The sequence below is a fragment of the Bradyrhizobium sp. CCBAU 11430 genome (assembly GCF_028128855.1).
Lineage (GTDB): Bacteria > Pseudomonadota > Alphaproteobacteria > Rhizobiales > Xanthobacteraceae > Bradyrhizobium > Bradyrhizobium ottawaense.
In genome coordinates this window covers 224,366-242,573 of sequence record NZ_LBJV01000070.1, presented here as the reverse complement: position 1 = coordinate 242,573, position 18,208 = coordinate 224,366, and the positions used below count along the sequence as shown (strand labels likewise).

General features: G+C 64.9%; 13 protein-coding genes and 2 pseudogenes. 13 read left to right on the top strand and 2 right to left on the bottom strand.

Going from position 1 to position 18,208, the window contains the following annotated elements; all coding sequences use genetic code 11:
• Positions 1 to 429 carry a ribosomal maturation YjgA family protein gene (locus XI04_RS30890; protein WP_271608326.1) on the bottom strand — a complete coding sequence of 143 codons (429 nt, stop codon included), beginning with the start codon at positions 427 to 429 and terminating at the stop codon, positions 1 to 3.
• Positions 430 to 507: 78 nt separating this feature from the next.
• Here XI04_RS30890 and XI04_RS30885 point away from each other — a divergent pair, with 78 nt between their 5' ends.
• The 11 genes and pseudogenes from XI04_RS30885 to XI04_RS30835 all read left to right on the top strand — a co-directional run bounded on the left by XI04_RS30885 (position 508) and on the right by XI04_RS30835 (position 15,697).
• The gene (locus tag XI04_RS30885) at positions 508 to 1,851 is read left to right on the top strand and encodes an MFS transporter (RefSeq protein ID WP_038948351.1); all 1,344 of its coding nucleotides are present in this window, start codon (positions 508 to 510) and stop codon (positions 1,849 to 1,851) included.
• A 297-nt stretch (positions 1,852 to 2,148) separates the two neighbouring features.
• A complete protein-coding gene (locus tag XI04_RS30880; protein ID WP_038972595.1) occupies positions 2,149 to 3,255 on the top strand; it encodes an efflux RND transporter periplasmic adaptor subunit in 1,107 nt (368 codons plus the stop codon).
• Positions 3,256 to 3,535: 280 nt separating this feature from the next.
• Positions 3,536 to 6,673 carry an efflux RND transporter permease subunit gene (locus XI04_RS30875; protein WP_152103397.1) on the top strand — a complete coding sequence of 1,046 codons (3,138 nt, stop codon included), beginning with the start codon at positions 3,536 to 3,538 and terminating at the stop codon, positions 6,671 to 6,673.
• 34 nt (positions 6,674 to 6,707) lie between these two features.
• The gene (locus tag XI04_RS30870) at positions 6,708 to 7,307 is read left to right on the top strand and encodes a TetR/AcrR family transcriptional regulator (RefSeq protein ID WP_028141752.1); all 600 of its coding nucleotides are present in this window, start codon (positions 6,708 to 6,710) and stop codon (positions 7,305 to 7,307) included.
• A gap of 154 nt (positions 7,308 to 7,461) precedes the next feature.
• Positions 7,462 to 8,085 (top strand): flavin reductase family protein, encoded by a 624-nt coding sequence (locus XI04_RS30865; protein WP_095424579.1) that lies wholly within the window; start codon positions 7,462 to 7,464, stop codon positions 8,083 to 8,085.
• A 214-nt stretch (positions 8,086 to 8,299) separates the two neighbouring features.
• Positions 8,300 to 10,567, top strand: a complete 2,268-nt coding sequence (locus XI04_RS30860) for an acyl-CoA dehydrogenase (RefSeq protein WP_271608325.1) — start codon at positions 8,300 to 8,302, stop codon at positions 10,565 to 10,567.
• Positions 10,567 to 11,850 (top strand): acetyl-CoA C-acetyltransferase, encoded by a 1,284-nt coding sequence (locus XI04_RS30855; RefSeq protein ID WP_271608324.1) that lies wholly within the window; start codon positions 10,567 to 10,569, stop codon positions 11,848 to 11,850. The genes XI04_RS30860 and XI04_RS30855 overlap by 1 nt, the downstream gene beginning before the upstream one ends.
• A 2-nt stretch (positions 11,851 to 11,852) precedes the next feature.
• A pseudogene (locus tag XI04_RS30850) lies at positions 11,853 to 13,948 on the top strand (3-hydroxyacyl-CoA dehydrogenase NAD-binding domain-containing protein).
• A pseudogene (locus tag XI04_RS30845) lies at positions 13,866 to 14,630 on the top strand (fatty acid desaturase CarF family protein); the annotation flags it as partial. The pseudogenes XI04_RS30850 and XI04_RS30845, both read left to right, overlap by 83 nt.
• Before the next feature lie 209 nt (positions 14,631 to 14,839).
• On the top strand, positions 14,840 to 15,271 hold the full coding sequence (locus XI04_RS30840) for an acyl-CoA thioesterase (RefSeq protein ID WP_028141746.1): 432 nt from the start codon (positions 14,840 to 14,842) through the stop codon (positions 15,269 to 15,271).
• A 234-nt stretch (positions 15,272 to 15,505) separates the two neighbouring features.
• Positions 15,506 to 15,697, top strand: coding sequence for a hypothetical protein (locus XI04_RS30835; RefSeq protein WP_018645288.1), 192 nt, complete (start codon positions 15,506 to 15,508; stop codon positions 15,695 to 15,697).
• 249 nt (positions 15,698 to 15,946) lie between these two features.
• Here XI04_RS30835 and XI04_RS30830 read toward each other — a convergent pair whose 3' ends face one another.
• A complete protein-coding gene (locus XI04_RS30830; RefSeq protein WP_028141745.1) occupies positions 15,947 to 16,414 on the bottom strand; it encodes a nuclear transport factor 2 family protein in 468 nt (155 codons plus the stop codon).
• A gap of 154 nt (positions 16,415 to 16,568) precedes the next feature.
• Between XI04_RS30830 and XI04_RS30825 the strand changes: the two genes are divergently transcribed.
• Both XI04_RS30825 and XI04_RS30820 read left to right on the top strand, forming a co-directional pair.
• Positions 16,569 to 17,255, top strand: coding sequence for an HAD family hydrolase (locus XI04_RS30825; RefSeq protein WP_028141744.1), 687 nt, complete (start codon positions 16,569 to 16,571; stop codon positions 17,253 to 17,255).
• A 106-nt stretch (positions 17,256 to 17,361) separates the two neighbouring features.
• Positions 17,362 to 18,207, top strand: coding sequence for a DeoR/GlpR family DNA-binding transcription regulator (locus XI04_RS30820; protein WP_028141743.1), 846 nt, complete (start codon positions 17,362 to 17,364; stop codon positions 18,205 to 18,207).
• Position 18,208: the final 1 nt, after the last annotated feature.

Sequence of the window (18,208 nt, the reverse complement as noted above, 5' to 3'; positions counted from 1 at the left end):
CTAACCCACCCTACGCAGCTGAACCAGCCGATCGATCCAGACGCCGAACGCAATCCCGACCGCGTACGCCACCAAATTCCACACCGAGAAGATGCGCCCGAGCAGCAGCGCGCCGGCCGTCGTCAGCCGGAACGCATCGAGCCAGGGCGTATGCACCAGCCGGGAAAATTCCACGACGACCGCGATCATCGCCGCGATGGCCGCAATCTGCGTCCGGGTGAGCCGCGGCAGCAAAACTCCTCCCAGCAAGAACACCATCGTGGCCCACAACAGCGAGCCGCCATACTTCACGACGAAGGCGGGCAGGCCGAGCGGAAAGCCGTACCAGCGCAGCGACAGCCCGCAGACGATCACCGTGAGCGCGAGGGCGGCGCGGGTCAGCGATGTCTCTAACAGCGCAACAGGTTTATCCGGCTGCGTCCCGTGCATTGCTCGCTCCATTGACTCTTTGGCCGCGATGCTGAAAACCGCAACCAGCCCATAAAAGCAACAACCCTGGGGGAAGCCATGAGCCAGACCACGACCTATGCCGGTTCCGCCGGCGCGGCCAAGAACTTTAACAAGTCGGAGATCGAGACCTCGACGATCCGCGCCATCTCCTGGCGCCTGATCCCGTTCCTGGTGCTGGCCTACTTCTTCTCCTATCTCGACCGCGTCAATCTCGGTTTCGCCGCGCTGACCATGAACGCCGAGCTGAAGTTCACGCCGCTGATCTTCTCCTGGGGCGCCGGCATCTTCTTCTTCGGCTATTTCATCTTCGAGGTCCCGAGCAATCTCGCGCTGGAGAAGTTCGGCGCCAGCCGCTGGATCGCCCGCATCATGGTGACCTGGGGCATCATCTCCGCCCTGATGGCGCTCGTCAGCGGCGTCACGAGCTTCTACGTCCTGCGCTTCCTGCTCGGCGTCGCCGAGGCCGGCTTCTTCCCCGGCATCATCCTCTATCTCACCTACTGGTATCCGGCCGAATATCGCGCCCGCTTCCTTGCGGCCTTCGCCATCGCCGTGCCGGTGTCGACCGTGATCGGTGCGCCGATCTCGGGCCTGCTGCTCGGGCTCGACGGTGCGATGGGCCTGAAGGGCTGGCAGTGGCTCTTCATCATCGAGGGCATTCCCTCGGTGCTGCTCGGCATCGTCACCTGGTTCTATCTCACCGACAAGCCGGAGAAGGCGGATTGGCTGTCGGCCGAGCAGAAGGCGTGGCTGAAGGCGAAGCTCGATTCGGAAATCGCCGCTAAGCAGGCGGTGAAGCATTTCTCGCTCGGAGAGGCGCTGTCTTCGCCCAAGGTGATCGCGCTCAGCCTGATCTATTTCGGCTTCGTCGGTGCGCTCTACGGCATGCAGTTCTGGCTGCCGCAGATCGTCAAGGCGTTCGGGCTGACCAACGCGCAGACCGGCTTCGTCACCGCGATCCCGTATCTGTTCGGCACCATCGCCATGATCCTGTGGGCGCGTCACTCCGATGCGACGCGCGAGCGCGTGAAGCATGTCGGCGCGCCGCTGCTGCTCACTGCCGTCGCGCTCGCCGTCTCCAGCTACCTCACCGATCCCACCATGACGATGGTGGTCCTGACGGTCGCCGCGATCGGCGTGTTCTGCTGCTTTGGTGTGTTCTGGACCCTGCCGACCGCCTGGCTCTCCGGCACTGCTGCCGCCGGCGCCATCGCCCTGATCAACTCGATCGGCAACCTCGCCGGCTTCGGCGGGCCATACCTGATCGGCTGGGTCAAGGAAGCCACCGGCCAGACCTCGACCGGTTTGCTGGTGCTCGCTGTGCTGCCCCTGATCGCCGGCATCCTGGTGTTCGTCGGTGGCCACGACAGCAAGCACGAGTTCGCCGAGCAGAAGGAATAGAGCCGAGCAAACGGTTCCGTAGGGCGGGCAAAGCGGAAGCATGCCCCCCACCTCTCTCCGACCCAAACAGGTCGTGGGCACGGCGCTAGCGCGCCTTTGCCCACCCCACGGTGCCCAGCCTGAGGCGCCGGACCCGGGCTGTGAGCCTCAGCCCGCCCTAAAATTTCACCTTCCTGACAACCCCTCTCAAACCTCACCACCCCTTAACGATCACGCATTCCTGATGACTGACGATTATTGACTTTTATCAGTGATTAGTCGACATTCCTCCCATTGAAGATGCAGGAGTGTCCTTCGATGTTCGTCCGGTCGGTTTTGTCGAGCTATTCCAGGCTGTTGGCAGGTGTGTCGTTGGCCCTGATGGCGGCTAGCCTTGCCGGGTGCAATGACACCGTCGCCGAGAAAGCCGAGCCGCCGCGGCCGGTTCTGGTCGCAACCGCGCATTATGGTGCCGAAACCCCCGAGCGCAGCTTCGTCGGCACGGTCAGGCCCCGGATCGAGAGCGATCTCGGCTTCCGCGTCGCCGGCAAGGTCGCCAAGCGCCTCGTCGAGGTCGGCCAGACCGTCGAAATCGGCCAGCCGCTCGCGACTCTCGATGAGGTCGATCTGAAGCTCCAGGCCGAGCAATCCGTCGCCGAGCAGACCGCCGCGACCGGCGTGCTGGCCCAGGCCGCCGCTGCCGAGCAGCGCGCCAAGGATCTGAAGGCCAAGGGCTGGACCACCGACGCGCAGCTGGATTCGAGCCGGGCATCGGCCGATGAGGCCCGCGCGCGCCTCGATCGTGCGGTCCGCTCGGTCGAGCTGACCAAGAATTCCCTTTCCTACGCGACGCTCGTTGCCGACGCCCGAGGCGTCGTCACCGCAACGCTGATCGAGCCCGGCCAGGTGGTCTCCGCGGGCCAGGCTTCGATCCGTGTCGCCCGCTTTGCCGAAAAGGAAGCGGTCGTCGCGATCCCTGAGACGCTGGTCGGACGCGCCAAGTCGGGCGTCGCCAGCGTCACTCTTTGGTCGGAGCCGGACAAGAAGTATACGGCCAAGCTGCGCGAGATCGCGCCGACGGCCGATCCGGCCACGCGCACTTATCTGGCAAAGTTCTCGCTGCCGGAGGCCGACGACAAGGTTGCGCTCGGCATGACCGCGACGCTGACGCTGTCGGACGCCGCGACCGAGCGCGTCGCGCGGCTGCCGCTGTCGGCCTTGTTTAACGAAGGCAACAAGCCCTCCTTCTACGTCGTCGACGACAACGGGGCGCTCACGCTGAAGCCGGTGGCGGTGAAGTCCTACGAGAGCAACGACGTCGTCATCACCGGCGGTGTGGAAGAGGGCGCCAAGATCGTCGCCCTCGGTGTGCAGAAGCTCGATCCGGCCCAGCGGGTGCGGGTCGTCTCGTCGCTGTCTTTCTAGTTCATTCCGGGATGGTCCGAAGGACCAGACCGCAGGTGCGCAATTGCGCACCGGGAATCTCGAGATTCCGGGTTCGCCCTGCGGGCACCCCGGAATGACAGGTGAAGTCGAGTTACGTCGTGTGAGGTGAGTTTCGGCCTTTGTCCCTAAGCAGAGGCTGAAGCGGCGAAGCGATCCAGAATCTGCCCAGCCCCCTGGATTGCTTCGCTGCCTCGCGATGACGGCCTGAACAGAGTGGCTGTCGTTTTTTGGCAACTGGATCGTCTTTTCGGAGAGAGCGATGAAGCGCTTCAACCTTTCGGCCTGGGCCGTCAGCCATCCGACGCTGGTTCTCTTCCTGATGCTCGTGCTCGGTGTCGCCGGCTTCTTCTCCTATGAGAAGCTCGGCCGCGCCGAGGATCCGTTCTTCACGGTGAAGGTGGTCAACGTCTCCGTGATCTGGCCCGGCGCGACCGCGCAGGAGATGCAGACCCAGGTCGCTGATCCCATCGAGAAGAAGATCCAGGAACTGCCCTATTTCGAGAAGGTGCAGACTTATTCCAAGCCCGCCTTCACCGCGCTCCAGGTCACCTTCCGCGACTCTACCCCGCCGAAGGACGTGCCTTACCTGTTCTATCTTCTGCGCAAGAAGCTGGTCGACGTGCAGGGCCAGCTGCCCTCCGGCATCCTCGGTCCCGTCGTCAACGACGAGTTCTCCGACGTCGATTCCATCCTCTACATGATGACCGGCGACGGCGCCGACTATGCCCAGCTCAAGAAGGTCTCGGAAGGATTCCGCCAGCGCCTCCTGAAGGTGCCCGGCGTGACCAAGGTCGACGTCTACGGCAACCAGGATGAGCGCATCTTCGTCGAGTTCTCCCACGCCAAGCTCGCCACCCTCGGCATCACCCCGCAGGCGCTGTTCGATTCGCTCGCCAAGCAGAACAACGTGACGCCGGCCGGTACGGTCGAAACCTCCTCGCAACGCGTGCCGCTGCGCGTCACCGGCGCGCTCGACGGTGCCAAGGCCGTCGCCGAGACACCGGTCGAGAGCAACGGCCGCGTGTTCCGCCTCGGCGACATCGCCACCGTAACCCATGGCTATGTCGATCCGCCCAGCTTCGTCGTCCGTCAGGAAGGCAAGGCTGCGATCGGCATCGGTGTCGTCACCGCCAAGGGTGCCAACATCCTCGAGCTCGGCAAGGAGGTCGAGAAGGCGACGGCCGAGTTCATGAAGGCGGTGCCGCAGGGCGTCGACGTCAAGCTGATTGCCGACCAGCCCAAGGTGGTCGAGCACGCCGTCGGCGAGTTCGTGCACTCCTTCATGGAAGCCCTCGTCATCGTGCTGTTCGTGTCGTTCCTGGCCCTCGGCTGGCGCACCGGCATCGTGGTCGCGTTGTCGGTGCCGTTGGTGCTCGGCATCGTCTTCGTCGTCATGAACATGATGTCGCTCGACCTGCACCGCATCACGCTGGGCGCGCTGATCATCGCGCTCGGCCTGCTCGTCGACGACGCCATCATCGCGGTCGAGATGATGGTGGTGAAGATGGAGCAGGGCTGGGACCGCATGCGCGCGGCGTCTTTTGCCTGGGAATCTACCGCGTTTCCGATGCTCACGGGAACGCTGGTCACGGCCGCTGGCTTCCTCCCCATCGGCTTTGCCAATTCCGCGGTCGGCGAATATGCCGGCAGCATCTTCTGGATCGTGGCGATCGCGCTGGTCGCCTCCTGGTTCGTGGCGGTGATCTTCACGCCCTATATCGGCGTCAAGCTGCTGCCGGAGATGAAGGCCCATCACAACCACGATCCGCACGCGGTCTACGAGACCCGCATGTACCGGGGCCTGCGCGCCATCGTGCAATGGTGCGTCAATCACCGCATCACCGTGGTGGTCGCGACCGTCGGCGTCTTCATCGCCTCGGTCGTCGGCTTCGGCCATGTCCAGCAGCAGTTCTTCCCGCTGTCGGAGCGGCCCGAGCTGTTCTTCCAGCTGCGCCTGCCCGAGGGCACCGCCTTCAACGTCACCGAAAAGGCGGTGAAGAAGGCCGAGACGCTGCTCAAGGACGACAAGGACATCGAGACCTATACGTCCTATGTCGGCCAGGGCTCGCCGCGCTTCTGGCTCGGCCTCAATCCGCAGCTGCCCAACGAGGCCTTTGCCGAGATCGTCATCGTCGCCAAGGGCGTTGAGGGGCGCGAGCGCGTCAAGGCCAAGATCGAGAACGCGGTTGCGGACGGCATGCTGTCCGAGGCGCGCGTCCGCGTCGACCGCTTCAACTTCGGCCCGCCGGTCGGTTTCCCCGTGCAGTTCCGCGTGATCGGCCCCGACGCCAACAAGGTGCGCGAGATCGCCTACCAGGTCCGCGACGTCATGCGGCAAAACAAGAGCGTCAAGGATGTCCAGCTCGACTGGAACGAGCAGTCGCCCTACCTCAAGCTCGTCGTCGACCAGGACCGCGCCCGCGCCATGGGCCTGACCCCGCAGGACGTATCGCAGGCGCTCGCGATGCTGATCTCGGGCTCGCAGGTCACGACCGTGCGTGACGGCATCGAGAAGGTCGGCGTGGTCGCCCGTGCGATCCCGTCCGAGCGCCTCGACCTCGGCGGCGTCGGCGATCTCACCATCACCTCGCGCAACGGCGTCGCCGTGCCGCTGCAGCAGATTGCCAAGATCGAGTATGCCCATGAGGAGCCGATCATGTGGCGGCGCAACCGCGACATGGCCATCACCGTGCGCTCCGACGTCGTCGACGGTGTGCAGGCGCCCGACGTCACGGGCCAGATCACGCCGAAGCTGAAGGCGATCAAGGACCACCTCGAGCCGGCCTACCGCATCGAGCCGGGCGGCGCGTTCGAGGAATCCGCCAAGGGCAACGCCTCGATCTTCGTCCTCTTCCCGCTGATGGTCATGGTGATGCTGACGCTGCTGATGATCCAGCTGCAGAGCTTCTCACGCCTGATCCTGGTGTTCCTGACCGCGCCGCTCGGCATCGTCGGCGCCTCCTTCGGACTCAACGTCGCCAACGCGCCGTTCGGCTTCGTGGCGCTGCTCGGCCTGATCGCGCTCGCCGGCATGATCATGCGCAACACGGTCATCCTGGTCGACCAGATCGAGACTGACGTCTCCCACGGCCTGACCCGGCGCGAGGCGATCGTGGAGGCCACCGTCCGCCGCGCCCGTCCGGTGGTGCTGACGGCGCTCGCCGCCATCCTCGCCATGATCCCGCTGTCGCGCTCGGCCTTCTGGGGCCCGATGGCGATCACGATCATGGGCGGTCTGTTCGTCGCGACCTTCCTGACGCTGCTGTACCTGCCGGGCCTCTACGCGCTGTGGTTCAGGAAGAGCCTGGACGAGGCGGGTACCCCCGAGCAGCCTGCCGCGCCGCAGCATGGGAGCAATGACCCGCACGCAATTCCGCTTGCTGAAGCGGCTGAATAAGTGAGATGAAGTGCTGATCGACGAGTCCTGACAGATGACACTGATTGCGGAACATATCGAAGGCGACACCCGGGATCGTATCCTCGAGGTGGCCGAGCGGCTGTTCCGCCAGATCGGCTACCAGAAGACGACGGTCGGGGACATCGCCAAGGAGCTCAGGATGAGCCCCGCCAACGTCTATCGCTTCTTCGAATCGAAGAAGGCGATCCATCAGGCGGTGGCCCGTTCGCTGATGGGCGAGGTCGAGCTCGAGGCGCAGCGGATCGTGGCGAGGCCCGGTCCGGTCAAGGAGCGTTTCCGGGAGCTGCTCACCACCATCCATCGCATGAACACCGAGCGCTATGTCGGCGACAACAAGCTGCACGAGATGGTCGCGATCGCGATGGAGGAGGACTGGGACGTCTGCGTCGCCCATATGGAGTGCATTGCCGGGGTGATCGGCCAGATGATCGCGCAAGGCGTTGCCTCTGGCGAGTTCGAGGCGCCGGACCTCCAGCTGGCCTCGCTGTGCGCCTGCACCGCGATGATACGCTTCTTCCACCCCCAGATGATCGCCCAGTGCGCCACCAAGCCGGGCCCGACCATCGACCAGATGATCGATTTCGTCATCGCGGGTCTGTCGCCGCGCCACTAACGGGGCGGGGAGTTTTTCCCTATAACCACGTCTGCCGTCATTCCGGGGCGCGCGTAGCGCGAACTATGGTGCGCAATTGCGCACCTGAGAATCTCGAGATTCCGGCTTCGGTCCTCCGGACCGCCCCGGAATGACGGCAGAGTGGAGACCCGCGGTGACCGACAAAGACCTGTACTTCTACGAGCCCTCCAAGGGCCACGGCCTCAAGCACGATCCCTTCAACGCCATCATCGCGCCGCGGCCGATCGGCTGGATCTCCTCGCGCGACACCAAGGGCCACGTCAATCTCGCGCCCTACAGCTTCTTCAATGCGTTCTGTTACGTGCCGCCGATCATCGGCTTCTCCTCCACCAACTGGAAGGACTCGGTCGAGAACATCCAGCAGACCGGCGAGTTCGTCTGGAATCTCGCGACCATGGACCTCGCCAAACACATGAACGCGACCGCCGCGCATGTTGCCCCTGAGGTCGACGAATTCGAGATCGCCGGCCTCACCGCCGTACCCGGCAAGCTCGTCAACGTGCCACGCGTCGGCGAAAGCCCCGTCGCCTTCGAGTGCAAGGTGTCCGACATCGTCCGCCTCAAGGGCGCCGACGGCAAGGAGGCCGATGCCTGGCTGACGCTGGGCGAGGTCGTCGCCGTCCATATCGACAAGGCCATGATCAAGGACGGCGTCTACCAGACCGCCGCCGCCCGCCCGATCGTCCGCGCCGGCCGCCGCGGCGACTATTTCGAGATCAAGCCGGAAAACATGTTCGAGATGGTGCGGCCGGATTAGGCCGAACCTCCTCTCTCCGCCGTCATTCCGGGCTCGACGCTACGCGTCGCCCCGGAATGACTACCCCATTTTCCCCTCCCGGAACTGCCCCCGCACCCTGGCCGTTATGGTCCGGGGGCGCTTGGCCGCGTCAATGTCGCAGGCGAAGTCTTCACCGCCGCCGGCCGCTTTCCGCTAAAATGCCCGACAACCGCGCCGATGCATGAGGTCCGCCATGAGCTTCCGCCGCGACAAAATCACAAAGCCGATCTTTTCCTGGGCGCGCGGCGTGCTGCCGGCGATGTCCGACACCGAGCGTGAGGCGCTGGAGGCTGGGGACGTCTGGTGGGATGCCGATCTGTTCACCGGAGACCCGGATTGGTCGAAGCTGCTGAAGGTTCCGCAGGCCGCGCTGACCGACGAGGAGCGGGCCTTCCTCGATGGCCCCGTCGACGAGCTCTGCGCCATGCTCGACGAGTGGAAGATCTTCTGGGAATGGCGCGACCTGCCGCCGGACGTCTGGCACTTCGTCAAGCACGAAAAATTCTTCGGCATGATCATTCCGAAGGAGTTCGGCGGCCTCGGCTTCTCGCCCTATGCCCATTCGGAGGTGGTGCGCAAGATCTCGACCCGCTCGATCGCCGCTGCCGTCACAGTCATGGTGCCGAACTCGCTCGGGCCGGGCGAGCTCTTGATGCGCTTTGGTACGAAGGAGCAGCAGCAGCGCTGGCTGCCGCGCCTCGCCGACGGCCGCGACATTCCCTGCTTCGGCCTCACCAGCCCGGAAGCCGGTTCCGACGCGGCTTCGATGGTCGACACCGGCATCATCTGCAAGGGCATCTTCGAGGATCGCGAAGTCGTCGGCCTCAGGCTCAATTGGCACAAGCGCTACATCACGCTCGGCCCCGTCGCGACGCTGCTGGGTCTCGCCTTCAAGGCCTATGATCCCGACCACCTCGTGGGCGACCGGGAGGAGCTCGGCATCACCGTGGCACTGATCCCGACCCATCTGCCCGGCGTCGAGATCGGTCATCGCCATCTGCCGTCGATGCAGGTTTTTCAGAACGGCCCGAACCGGGGCCACGACGTCTTCATTCCGCTCGACTACGTCATCGGCGGCAAGGAGCGGCTGGGGCAAGGCTGGAAGATGCTGATGACCGCGCTCGCTGCCGGCCGCGGCATCTCGCTGCCATCGCTCTCTGCTGCGGGGGCCGCCTATGCCGCGCGCACCACCGGTGCCTATGCCCGTATCCGCGAGCAGTTCGGCATCTCCATCTCCAAGTTCGAAGGCGTCGAGGAGCCGCTCGCGCGCATCGTCGCGACCGCCTACCAGCTCGATGCGGCGCGGCGGCTGACCTGCGCGGCGCTGAATGCCGGGGTTCATCCCGCCGTGATCTCAGGCATCATGAAGCTGCACGCCACCGATCGCATGCGCACCGCGATCGACGACGCCATGGACATCCATGGCGGCAAGGCCGTGATCGACGGTCCGCAAAACTATCTCGGTAATCTCCACCGCGCCGTGCCGGTCGGGATCACGGTCGAGGGCGCCAACATCCTGACCCGCAATCTCATCGTGTTCGGGCAGGGCGCCATCCGGGCGCATCCCTATCTGCTCGACGAGATGAATGCGCTGGCCGATATCGATCGCGAGCGTGGGCTCACCGCGTTCGACAAAGCGTTCTGGAAGCATGTCGGCCACAGCGTCCGGACCCTGTTCCGTGCCTTCGGTCGCAGCTGGACCTTTGGCGCTTTCGCAATGGCGCCGGACGCCGGCGATGCCACGCCGTTCTACCGCCAGCTCTCGCGCTACTCCGCGGCCTTCGCGCTCTGCGCCGACATGGCGCTGCTCACGCTCGGCGGCGCGCTCAAGCGCAGGGAGATGCTGTCGGCGCGCTTCGGCGATATCCTCTCCGAGCTGTATCTGCTCTCGGCCGCACTGAAGCGCTGGCAGGATGAGGGCCGGCAAAAGGAAGACTTTGCCGCGCTCGAATGGTGCATGGCGACGGGCTTCAAGACGATCGAGAACCGGCTGGCCGAAATCCTCGCCAATCTGCCCAACCGCTTTGTTGCCGGCTTCCTCAAGTTCCTGGTCCAGCCGTTCGGCGCCCGCGTGCTCGGCCCCTCCGACCGGGTCGTACACCAATGCGCTGCCATCGTGCTGGAGCCGTCGGCGGCGCGCGAGCGCCTCACGCCGGATCTCGCCCATGTCGACGACGACGGCGGCTTTGCCCGGCTGGAGCGCGCGTTCCTGCTGGTCGTAAGCACCGATGCCATCGCCAAGCGCATGCGCGCCGCGCATATCCGCGACTGGAAAGAGGCTGTTACAAAGGGCGTGATCACGCAGGTCGAAGGCGAGCAGCTGGCCGCGGCCCGCGAAGCCGTCACAAAGGTGATTGAAGTCGACGATTTTGCGCCGGAGGCGCTGTCGCCGATTTACAAGAAATCCGGCGACGTGCATCAGTTCTTCCAGGAACTCGGCGAACAGAGGGCAGCGAGCTGATGGCACGACCGGTTTTCATCGTCGACGGCAGCCGGACACCATTTCTGAAAGCGCGCTCGGGGCCGGGGCCGTTCACGCCGGTCGATCTCGCCGTGCAATGCGGACGGCCGCTCTTGGCGCGCCAGCCGTTTGCGGCTGATAGCTTCGACCAGGTCATCCTCGGCTGCGTCAACGTCATCGCGGACGAGATGAACCCCGCGCGCGTCGCCGCGCTCCGGCTCGGCATGGGCGAGGACATGGTCGCCTTCACCGTGCAGATCAATTGCGGCTCCGGCATGCAATCGATCGACACCGCCTACCGCTATATCCGCGAAGGCCATGCCGACATGATCCTCGCCGGGGGCACCGAAGCGCTCAGTCATGCGCCGCTGGTTTGGCCGAATTCCGGCGTGCGCTGGTTCGCCGGCCTTGCCACCGCCAAGGGCGTGGCCGCCAAGCTCGCCGCCGCTTTCAAGCTGCGGCCGCGCGATCTCAAGCCGATCATCGGCCTCGAGCGTGGGCTGACCGATCCCGTCACCGATCTGAACATGGGCCAGACCGCCGAGGTCGTCGGCCATCTCTTCGGCATTACGCGCGCCGAGGCCGATGCCTATGCCGCCGAGAGCCATCGCCGGCTGGCGCATGCGCAAGGCACGGGTCATCTGAAGGGCGAGGTCGAGACCGCATTCTCTCGCGACGGCAAGTTCTTCGACCACGACGATGGCGTGCGTCCGGACTCCACGGCCGAGACGCTGGCAAAGCTCCGGCCGGTGTTCGAGCGCCCCTGGGGCCAGGTCACTGCCGGTAATTCCTCGCAGATCACCGACGGCGCGTCCTGGGTGATTTTGGCTTCCGACGCGGCTGTCGCAAAGCACAAGCTGACGCCGAAGGCTGCGATCGTCGACAGTAACTGGGCCGCGCTCGACCCCAGCATCATGGGCCTCGGTCCGGTGATGTCAGCGACGCCTCTGCTTCAGCGCAACGGCCTCACCATCAAGGACGTGGAGACCTGGGAGCTGAACGAGGCTTTTGCCACCCAGGTGCTCGGTTGTCTTGCGGCCTGGAACGACGAAAAGTTCTGCCGCGAGATTTTGGGCCTCGACGGCGCCGCCGGCGAGATCGACCGTGAGAGGCTGAATGTCGACGGCGGTGCGATCTCGCTCGGCCATCCCGTCGGCACCTCCGGCAACCGCATCGTGCTGCACCTCGTCAACGCGATGAAGCGGCTCGGGACGCGGCGCGGTGTGGCTACCGAGTGCATCGGTGGCGGGCTCGGCGGCGCCATGCTGATCGAGGCGGTGTGACCATGGACTCGAAGATCATGACCGCGCTCGGTGATCGCGTCCTGGCGCTCGGGCCCAGGCCGGCGACGGACAGTCCGTACAAAAACTTCAAGCTGACGCGCGACGAAGACGGCGTCGCCTGGCTTTTGTTCGACCGCGCTAATGCCAGCGCCAACACACTGTCCTCGGATGTGATGGAGGAGTTCGACGCCGTCCTCGCGGTGATCGAGACCGAACGCCCGGCCGGCCTCGTGATCCGCTCCGCCAAACCGTCGGGCTTCATCGCGGGCGCCGACGTCAACGAATTCCGCGGTGCCAGCGATCCCGACATGGTGGAGACGCGCATCCGCGCCGCGCATGCGGTGATCGACCATCTGGAGGCATTGAAGCTGCCGACGGTCGCTGTCATCCACGGCTTCTGCCTCGGCGGTGGGCTCGAGGTTGCGCTGGCCTGCCAATCGCGCATCGCCATCGACGGCGCGCGCTTCGGCTTCCCGGAGGTGATGCTCGGTCTGCATCCCGGCCTCGGCGGCACCGCGCGCTTCACCGCGCTGGTCAATCCCGCCCAGTCGATGGCGCTGATGCTGACCGGCCGCACCATTGACGCGCGCCGCGCCAGATCGCTCGGCCTCGTCGACACCGTGACGCAGGAGCGGCATGTCCGCGGCGCGGTGAAGGATGCACTGTTCGGCCGGCTGAAACGAGTCAAGCCTGGCCTGCTCACGCGTGCGGCCAATTTCGGCTTCGTGCGCGGTCTCCTGGCCAGGCGCATGCGCACGGAGGCAGCGAAGGCCGCGTCCCGCGAGCACTATCCCGCGCCTTACGCGCTGATCGACCTCTGGGAGACCCATGGCGGCAGCAGGGCCGCGATGCTGAAGGCGGAGCAGGCATCCTTCGCCAAGCTGATGGTGACGCCGACCGCCCAGAACCTGATCCGAGTCTTCTTCCTGCGCGAGCAGATGAAGAAGGCAGCCGGCAGCGGCAACACCATCAAGCACGTCCATGTCATCGGCGCCGGCGCCATGGGCGGCGACATCGCGGCGTGGGTAGCCGGGCAGGGGCTGCGCGTCTCGCTGGCCGACATGAAAGCCGAGCCGATCGCCGGCGCGGTGAAGCGCGCCGCCGAACTCTACGGCAAGATAATCCGCAAGCCGACCGAGGTGCGCGACGCGCTCGATCGTCTCATCCCTGACATGGACGGGGAGGGTGTTCGTAACGCCGATCTGATCATCGAGGCCGTGCCGGAGAAGCTCGAGCTCAAGCAGAAAGTCTATGCCAGCCTCGAGCCGCGCATGAAGCCGGGCGCGATCCTTGTCACCAACACGTCGAGCATCCCGCTTCAGGATCTGCGCACCACGCTGGCGCGACCAGAGCGGCTGGTCGGCCTGCATTTCTTCAATCCGGTGTCTCGGCTGCAATTGGTCGAGGTCGTCAGTCACGACGGCAGCGACCCGCAGGTGCTGAAGGACGCGCTCGCTTTCGTCGGCGCGATCGACCGGCTGCCGCTGCCCGTGAAGAGCTCGCCGGCCTTCCTCGTCAACCGCGCGCTGACGCCCTACATGCTCGAAGCCATGGTGATGCTGGACGAGAAGATCGACCAGCGGCTGATCGACGCCGCGGCGGAGCAGTTCGGCATGCCGATGGGGCCGATCGAGCTAGCCGATCAGGTCGGCTCGACATCTGCCTCGACGTCGGTGACATGCTGCGCACCAAGTTCGGCGATTTCCTGCCGCCGACGCCGGCGTGGCTGCGCGACAAGGTCGCCAAGGGCGAGCTCGGCCGCAAGACCGGCAAGGGTTTCTACACCTGGAAGGACGGCAAGGCCGAGAAGGCACCGCTCCTCGAGACCGGCCCACGCGTCACCGACCAGATGATCGACCGCCTGGTGCTGCCGATGTCCAATGTCTGCGTTGCTGCCCTTCGCGAGGGCATCGTCGACGACGCCGATGCGGTCGACGGCGCCATGATCTTCGGTACCGGCTATGCACCGTTCCGCGGCGGTCCTTTGAACTATGCCCGCACGCGCGGCGTAGAGAATGTGGTGTCCACCTTGCGCGGGCTCGCCGAGCGATTCGGCGGACGTTTCGCGCCGGATGCGGGCTGGGACAGTTTGCAATAGGGGGCCGTCGGTAAAAAGATGCTATCATGGGTGGTGGAGCCCGTGGGGAGTATCGCCGATGCCGACGATCCCGTTCTTCAAGCACGCGACCCTGCGCGAGATCATCATCACGCGGCTGTGCTGCGGGGCCGATATCGTCGTGATCCTTTGTTGCGTAGGCTATCTCGTCGGACGTTATCCCGCGGTGGAATTGCGCTGGCCGTGGTTGATCGGGGCGCTCCTGGCCGGGTATTTTCTCGCTGACCTGTTTTCAGGGCTGGTGCATTGGGTGGTCGACACCTGGCTCGACGAGGGGATGCTCGGCCGCGGCATCGCGATCACGCGGGAGCATCACACCCACCCCGGCCACGTTTTGCTCTACGGATTCCTCGACCAGGCGTCTCTCGGTGCGGCGCCGAGCGCGGCAGTGGTCGGAGTCGCGGCCACCATCACGGCGTTGTTTCCGGTTTCCGCGCTCACCTATGCGCTGATGATCGTCTGGTTCGTGATCGCGACCTGCATGCTGTTTGGCATGAGCTTTCACAATCTCGCGCACCGGCCGGTCCGCCCGCTGCTCCTGCGCATGGCGCAACGGCTGCATCTGGTCTGCTCACCCGAGCATCATTGGTGTCATCACCGTGACCACACCATCCGCTATTGTGTCATCAATGGATGGGCCAATTATCCGTGCGACCGTCTGCGGCTATGGAGCAGGCTGGAACTGTTGGTAACGGCAACGACCGGACGCGCGCCGCGGGCCGACGATGCGGAGTGGCAACGCAAACTGAACGATACCGGAATCTTCGTCGGGTCGCCGCGGCCGATTGGATAGCGCGAGCTTGCCTCGTGTCGATGTTGCGCAAGGCGCCGCGGCTTTGTATCCAGAGCCGAGAGCCGCGGGAGATCAACCATATGACCGACACGCACGTCCACGCCCCTATCAACTCCGACACTGGGCCGAGCGGCGATCTCTGCATCCGCACGCTGGCGATGCCCGCCGACACCAATGCGAATGGCGACATCTTCGGCGGCTGGCTGCTGAGCCAGATGGATGTCGGCGGCGGCGTGTTTGCGTCAAAGGCGGCGAAGTCGCGCACCGTGACGGTTGCGATCGAGGCAATGAACTTTCGCAAGGCGGTCTACGTCGGCGATCTCGTGTCGGTCTACGCCAATCTCGTACGCGTGGGCCGCACCTCGCTCACCGTGCATCTGGAAGCGTGGGCGCTGCGCCGCGGGGAGGAGCATCCCTTCCTCGTCACCGACGGCAACTTCACCTACGTCTCGATCGACGAGCACGGCCGCCCGCAAGCCGTTCGCTCGACCGACACGACGATCGCGACGTAATCGCGCGCGACGCTCTGCCTCATCTGGCGAACCCGTGCCGCGCTGCTTAACGTCGCGCGCGCGAGTCATTCTCGTGGCGGCTTCGCCAAGAACCAGTCAAGAACCAGTCATAAAACGGATGAGGTCTCGGCGTACTCAATTGCGTGTCGATTCGGGGTGGAAACGGCCTCAAAATGCCTGGGAACCTTTGGGCATGAGTGCCGTTATTTGCCCGCACTGAGGAAGCCACGGACCATGCCGGACAGCTACATCATCGAAGTCGATTCGCAGACCGCAGGTATCGTCGTTCGTTCTTCGGGAGGCTATTGCTTCTTTGCCTCGTCCCATCGATTCAACCGTCTCGAAGGCCAGCTCTTCCGCAACGCCCGCGAAGCCGAACGCGCCGCGCGCAAGCTGGTGAACGGTGATGTGAAGGAAGCGGCGTAAAGCGCCTGCTGGTGATTTCTGACACGCAATGCGTGGTCGGAATTTTTTGCAGCCCTTGATACTGCTGGTTTCTTCCTTCTCCCCTTGCGGGAGAAGGTGGCGCGAAGAGCCGTACGCGTCATTCCGGGGCGCGCGAAGCGCGAGCCCGGAATCCATCTGCCACAGAGAATGCCGATGAATGGATTCTCAGATGCGCAATTGCGCACCTTGGCCCGCGCCTTTCGGCGCGAGCCAAAATGACGTCGTTGATCACAACTTCGTTGCTGCCCGCGACAGGAGCTTCCACTCGTCGCCCTGCTTCTGCCAGTTCATCAGGATGTGAAGGTTGGTCGATACTTTCTTCCCGTCGGCTGCCATCTCCTGTTCGCCCAGCCAGTGGAAGCGCACGATCGCTGCAGGACCGACGACCTTGATGGTGGGGTCCTTGTAGTCGATCGACAGGAATTTCGACTTGCCGTCGGTGGCGTTGGCGATGAACGTCGCCTTGTCCTCGACCTTGCCGCTGGAATGGCTGTAGCTGAGGTCGTCCCAGCACAGTGCGCCGAGCGCCTTCGGATCGGCCGCGATCTGGGCGAGGCGGAAGGCCTCGACCTTCTTCGCCACGGCGTCCTCGTCCGCCGAAGCGGCGAGCGCCGGTGTCGTGAGCGCAAGCGCGGAGACGGCAAGAGCTGAGACGGCCAGAGTCGAGAGAGCCAGATCGCGTCGGTTCATCGTCATCGTTTCCTCCTTTTTGATCTTGCGGCGAGTGTTGCAGCCGCGCGCGGCTTTGTCGAGTGTCACGTCGTCGTCATCTCCATGCGTCATTGCGCGGTCGAAGCCATATTGATACGTCTCGCGCATCAATGCGCCGTGGATTTGGGAAAGTACGGAAATGATCGAAGCCAAAACGGATGCGATGGGCAGGGCTTTGCTGTTCGACATCGACGGCACGCTGGCCGACACCGACCCGCTGCACTTGAAGGCGTTCAACCAGGTGCTCGGCCCTCGCGGCCACGTCTTCGATCACGCGCGCTTCTCCAGAGAGCTGCAAGGTTTCGCCAATGTCGCGATCGGTGAGCGATTCCTGCCTGACGAGGCGCCGGAACGGCGCGCCTCGATCCTCGATGAGAAGGAGGAGGTCTTCCGGACGCTCGTGGCCGGGCAGATCGAGCCGCTGCCGGGCCTGATGGCGCTGCTCGACCGGGCTGACGCTGCCGGCATTCCCATGGTCGCCGTGACCAACGCGCCGCGTCTCAATGCCGAGCTGCTGCTCTCCGGCCTCGGCATCTCTCATCGTTTCAAGGCGCTCGTGATCGGCGCCGAGCTGCCGCACGGCAAGCCGCATCCGCTGCCCTATCAGGAAGGGCTGCGTTTCGTCGGCGCGAGCGCAGAGGCCTCGATCGCATTCGAGGACTCCCGTACCGGCGTGCAATCGGCCACGGCGGCCGGCATTCCGACCATCGGCGTCCGGACCAGCCTCAGCCATGCTGACCTGGTTGCAGCCGGCGCAGTCGCGTCCGCCAGCGCCTTCGACGATCCGCAGCTGCTCGCGCGTCTCGCGAGCGCCATGACCTGGTAAGAAATGGCGTGGTGACCGGCCGCATAAGTTAACCGTGATCGGCGCGCGCATTGACCGAAGGCGCGAACCGCAGCACCATGCATTCTCCTGATTTGAGGCCTTTGCCGTGACCGGATTGACCCATCGCCAAGCCGAAATCCTCAACATCGCGCGGGCCTCGGGCCGTGTCATGGTCGAGGAGCTCGCGCGCCGCTTCGAAGTCTCGGCGCAGACCATCCGCAAGGATCTCAACGACCTCTGCGAGCGGAGATCGCTGACCCGCATCCATGGCGGCGCCATCATCGCCTCCGGCGTCGAAAACCTCGCTTATGAGGCAAGGCGCTTCGTCGCCGCCGACGAAAAGAAGGCGATCGGAGCCGCGGCCGCCTCGCTGATCCCGAACGGATGCTCGCTCTTCATCAATATCGGCACCACGACGGAGGAGGTCGCGAGCGCGCTGACTTCGCACGAGGATCTCCTCGTCATCACCAACAATCTCAACGTCGCGATGCTGCTCTACCGTCATCCCCGCATCGAGGTGGTGGTCGCCGGCGGCACGGTCCGGCGGGCCGACGGCGCTGTGGTCGGCTCCACCGCAACACAGCTGATCGGCCAGTTCAAGGTCGACTACGCCATCATCGGCGCGTCCGCGATCGACGAGGAGGGCGCGCTGCTCGACTTCGACTATCGCGAGGTGCAGGTGGCGCAGGCCATCATCGCCAATGCCCGCAGCGTGATGCTGGTTGCCGATTCCACCAAGCTCCGCCGCAGCGCGCCGGTGCGCATCGCCCACATGACCCAGATCCAGACCTTCGTCACCGACCAGGAGCTTCCCGAGCGCCTCGCCACGATCTGCCACAGCAAGGGCATCGAGGTGATGGCGGCGATGCCCAAGGGCGCGGACATCGACGATGTGCCGGCCGATGCCCAGGAAGCCGCACCGGAAGCCGCGCCGGTGGTGCGGCTGAGATAGG

What these genes read in the sequence shown, in the direction of transcription:
- XI04_RS30830 (WP_028141745.1), bottom strand. Translation starts at nt 16,414, where the DNA reads ATGACGATGAACCGACGCGATCTGGCTCTCTCGACTCTGGCCGTCTCA.
- XI04_RS30880 (WP_038972595.1), top strand. Translation starts at nt 2,149, where the DNA reads ATGTTCGTCCGGTCGGTTTTGTCGAGCTATTCCAGGCTGTTGGCAGGT.
- XI04_RS30855 (WP_271608324.1), top strand. Translation starts at nt 10,567, where the DNA reads ATGGCACGACCGGTTTTCATCGTCGACGGCAGCCGGACACCATTTCTG.
- XI04_RS30885 (WP_038948351.1), top strand. Translation starts at nt 508, where the DNA reads ATGAGCCAGACCACGACCTATGCCGGTTCCGCCGGCGCGGCCAAGAAC.
- XI04_RS30825 (WP_028141744.1), top strand. Translation starts at nt 16,569, where the DNA reads ATGATCGAAGCCAAAACGGATGCGATGGGCAGGGCTTTGCTGTTCGAC.
- XI04_RS30890 (WP_271608326.1), bottom strand. Translation starts at nt 429, where the DNA reads ATGCACGGGACGCAGCCGGATAAACCTGTTGCGCTGTTAGAGACATCG.
- XI04_RS30875 (WP_152103397.1), top strand. Translation starts at nt 3,536, where the DNA reads ATGAAGCGCTTCAACCTTTCGGCCTGGGCCGTCAGCCATCCGACGCTG.
- XI04_RS30870 (WP_028141752.1), top strand. Translation starts at nt 6,708, where the DNA reads ATGACACTGATTGCGGAACATATCGAAGGCGACACCCGGGATCGTATC.
- XI04_RS30835 (WP_018645288.1), top strand. Translation starts at nt 15,506, where the DNA reads ATGCCGGACAGCTACATCATCGAAGTCGATTCGCAGACCGCAGGTATC.
- XI04_RS30840 (WP_028141746.1), top strand. Translation starts at nt 14,840, where the DNA reads ATGACCGACACGCACGTCCACGCCCCTATCAACTCCGACACTGGGCCG.
- XI04_RS30860 (WP_271608325.1), top strand. Translation starts at nt 8,300, where the DNA reads ATGAGCTTCCGCCGCGACAAAATCACAAAGCCGATCTTTTCCTGGGCG.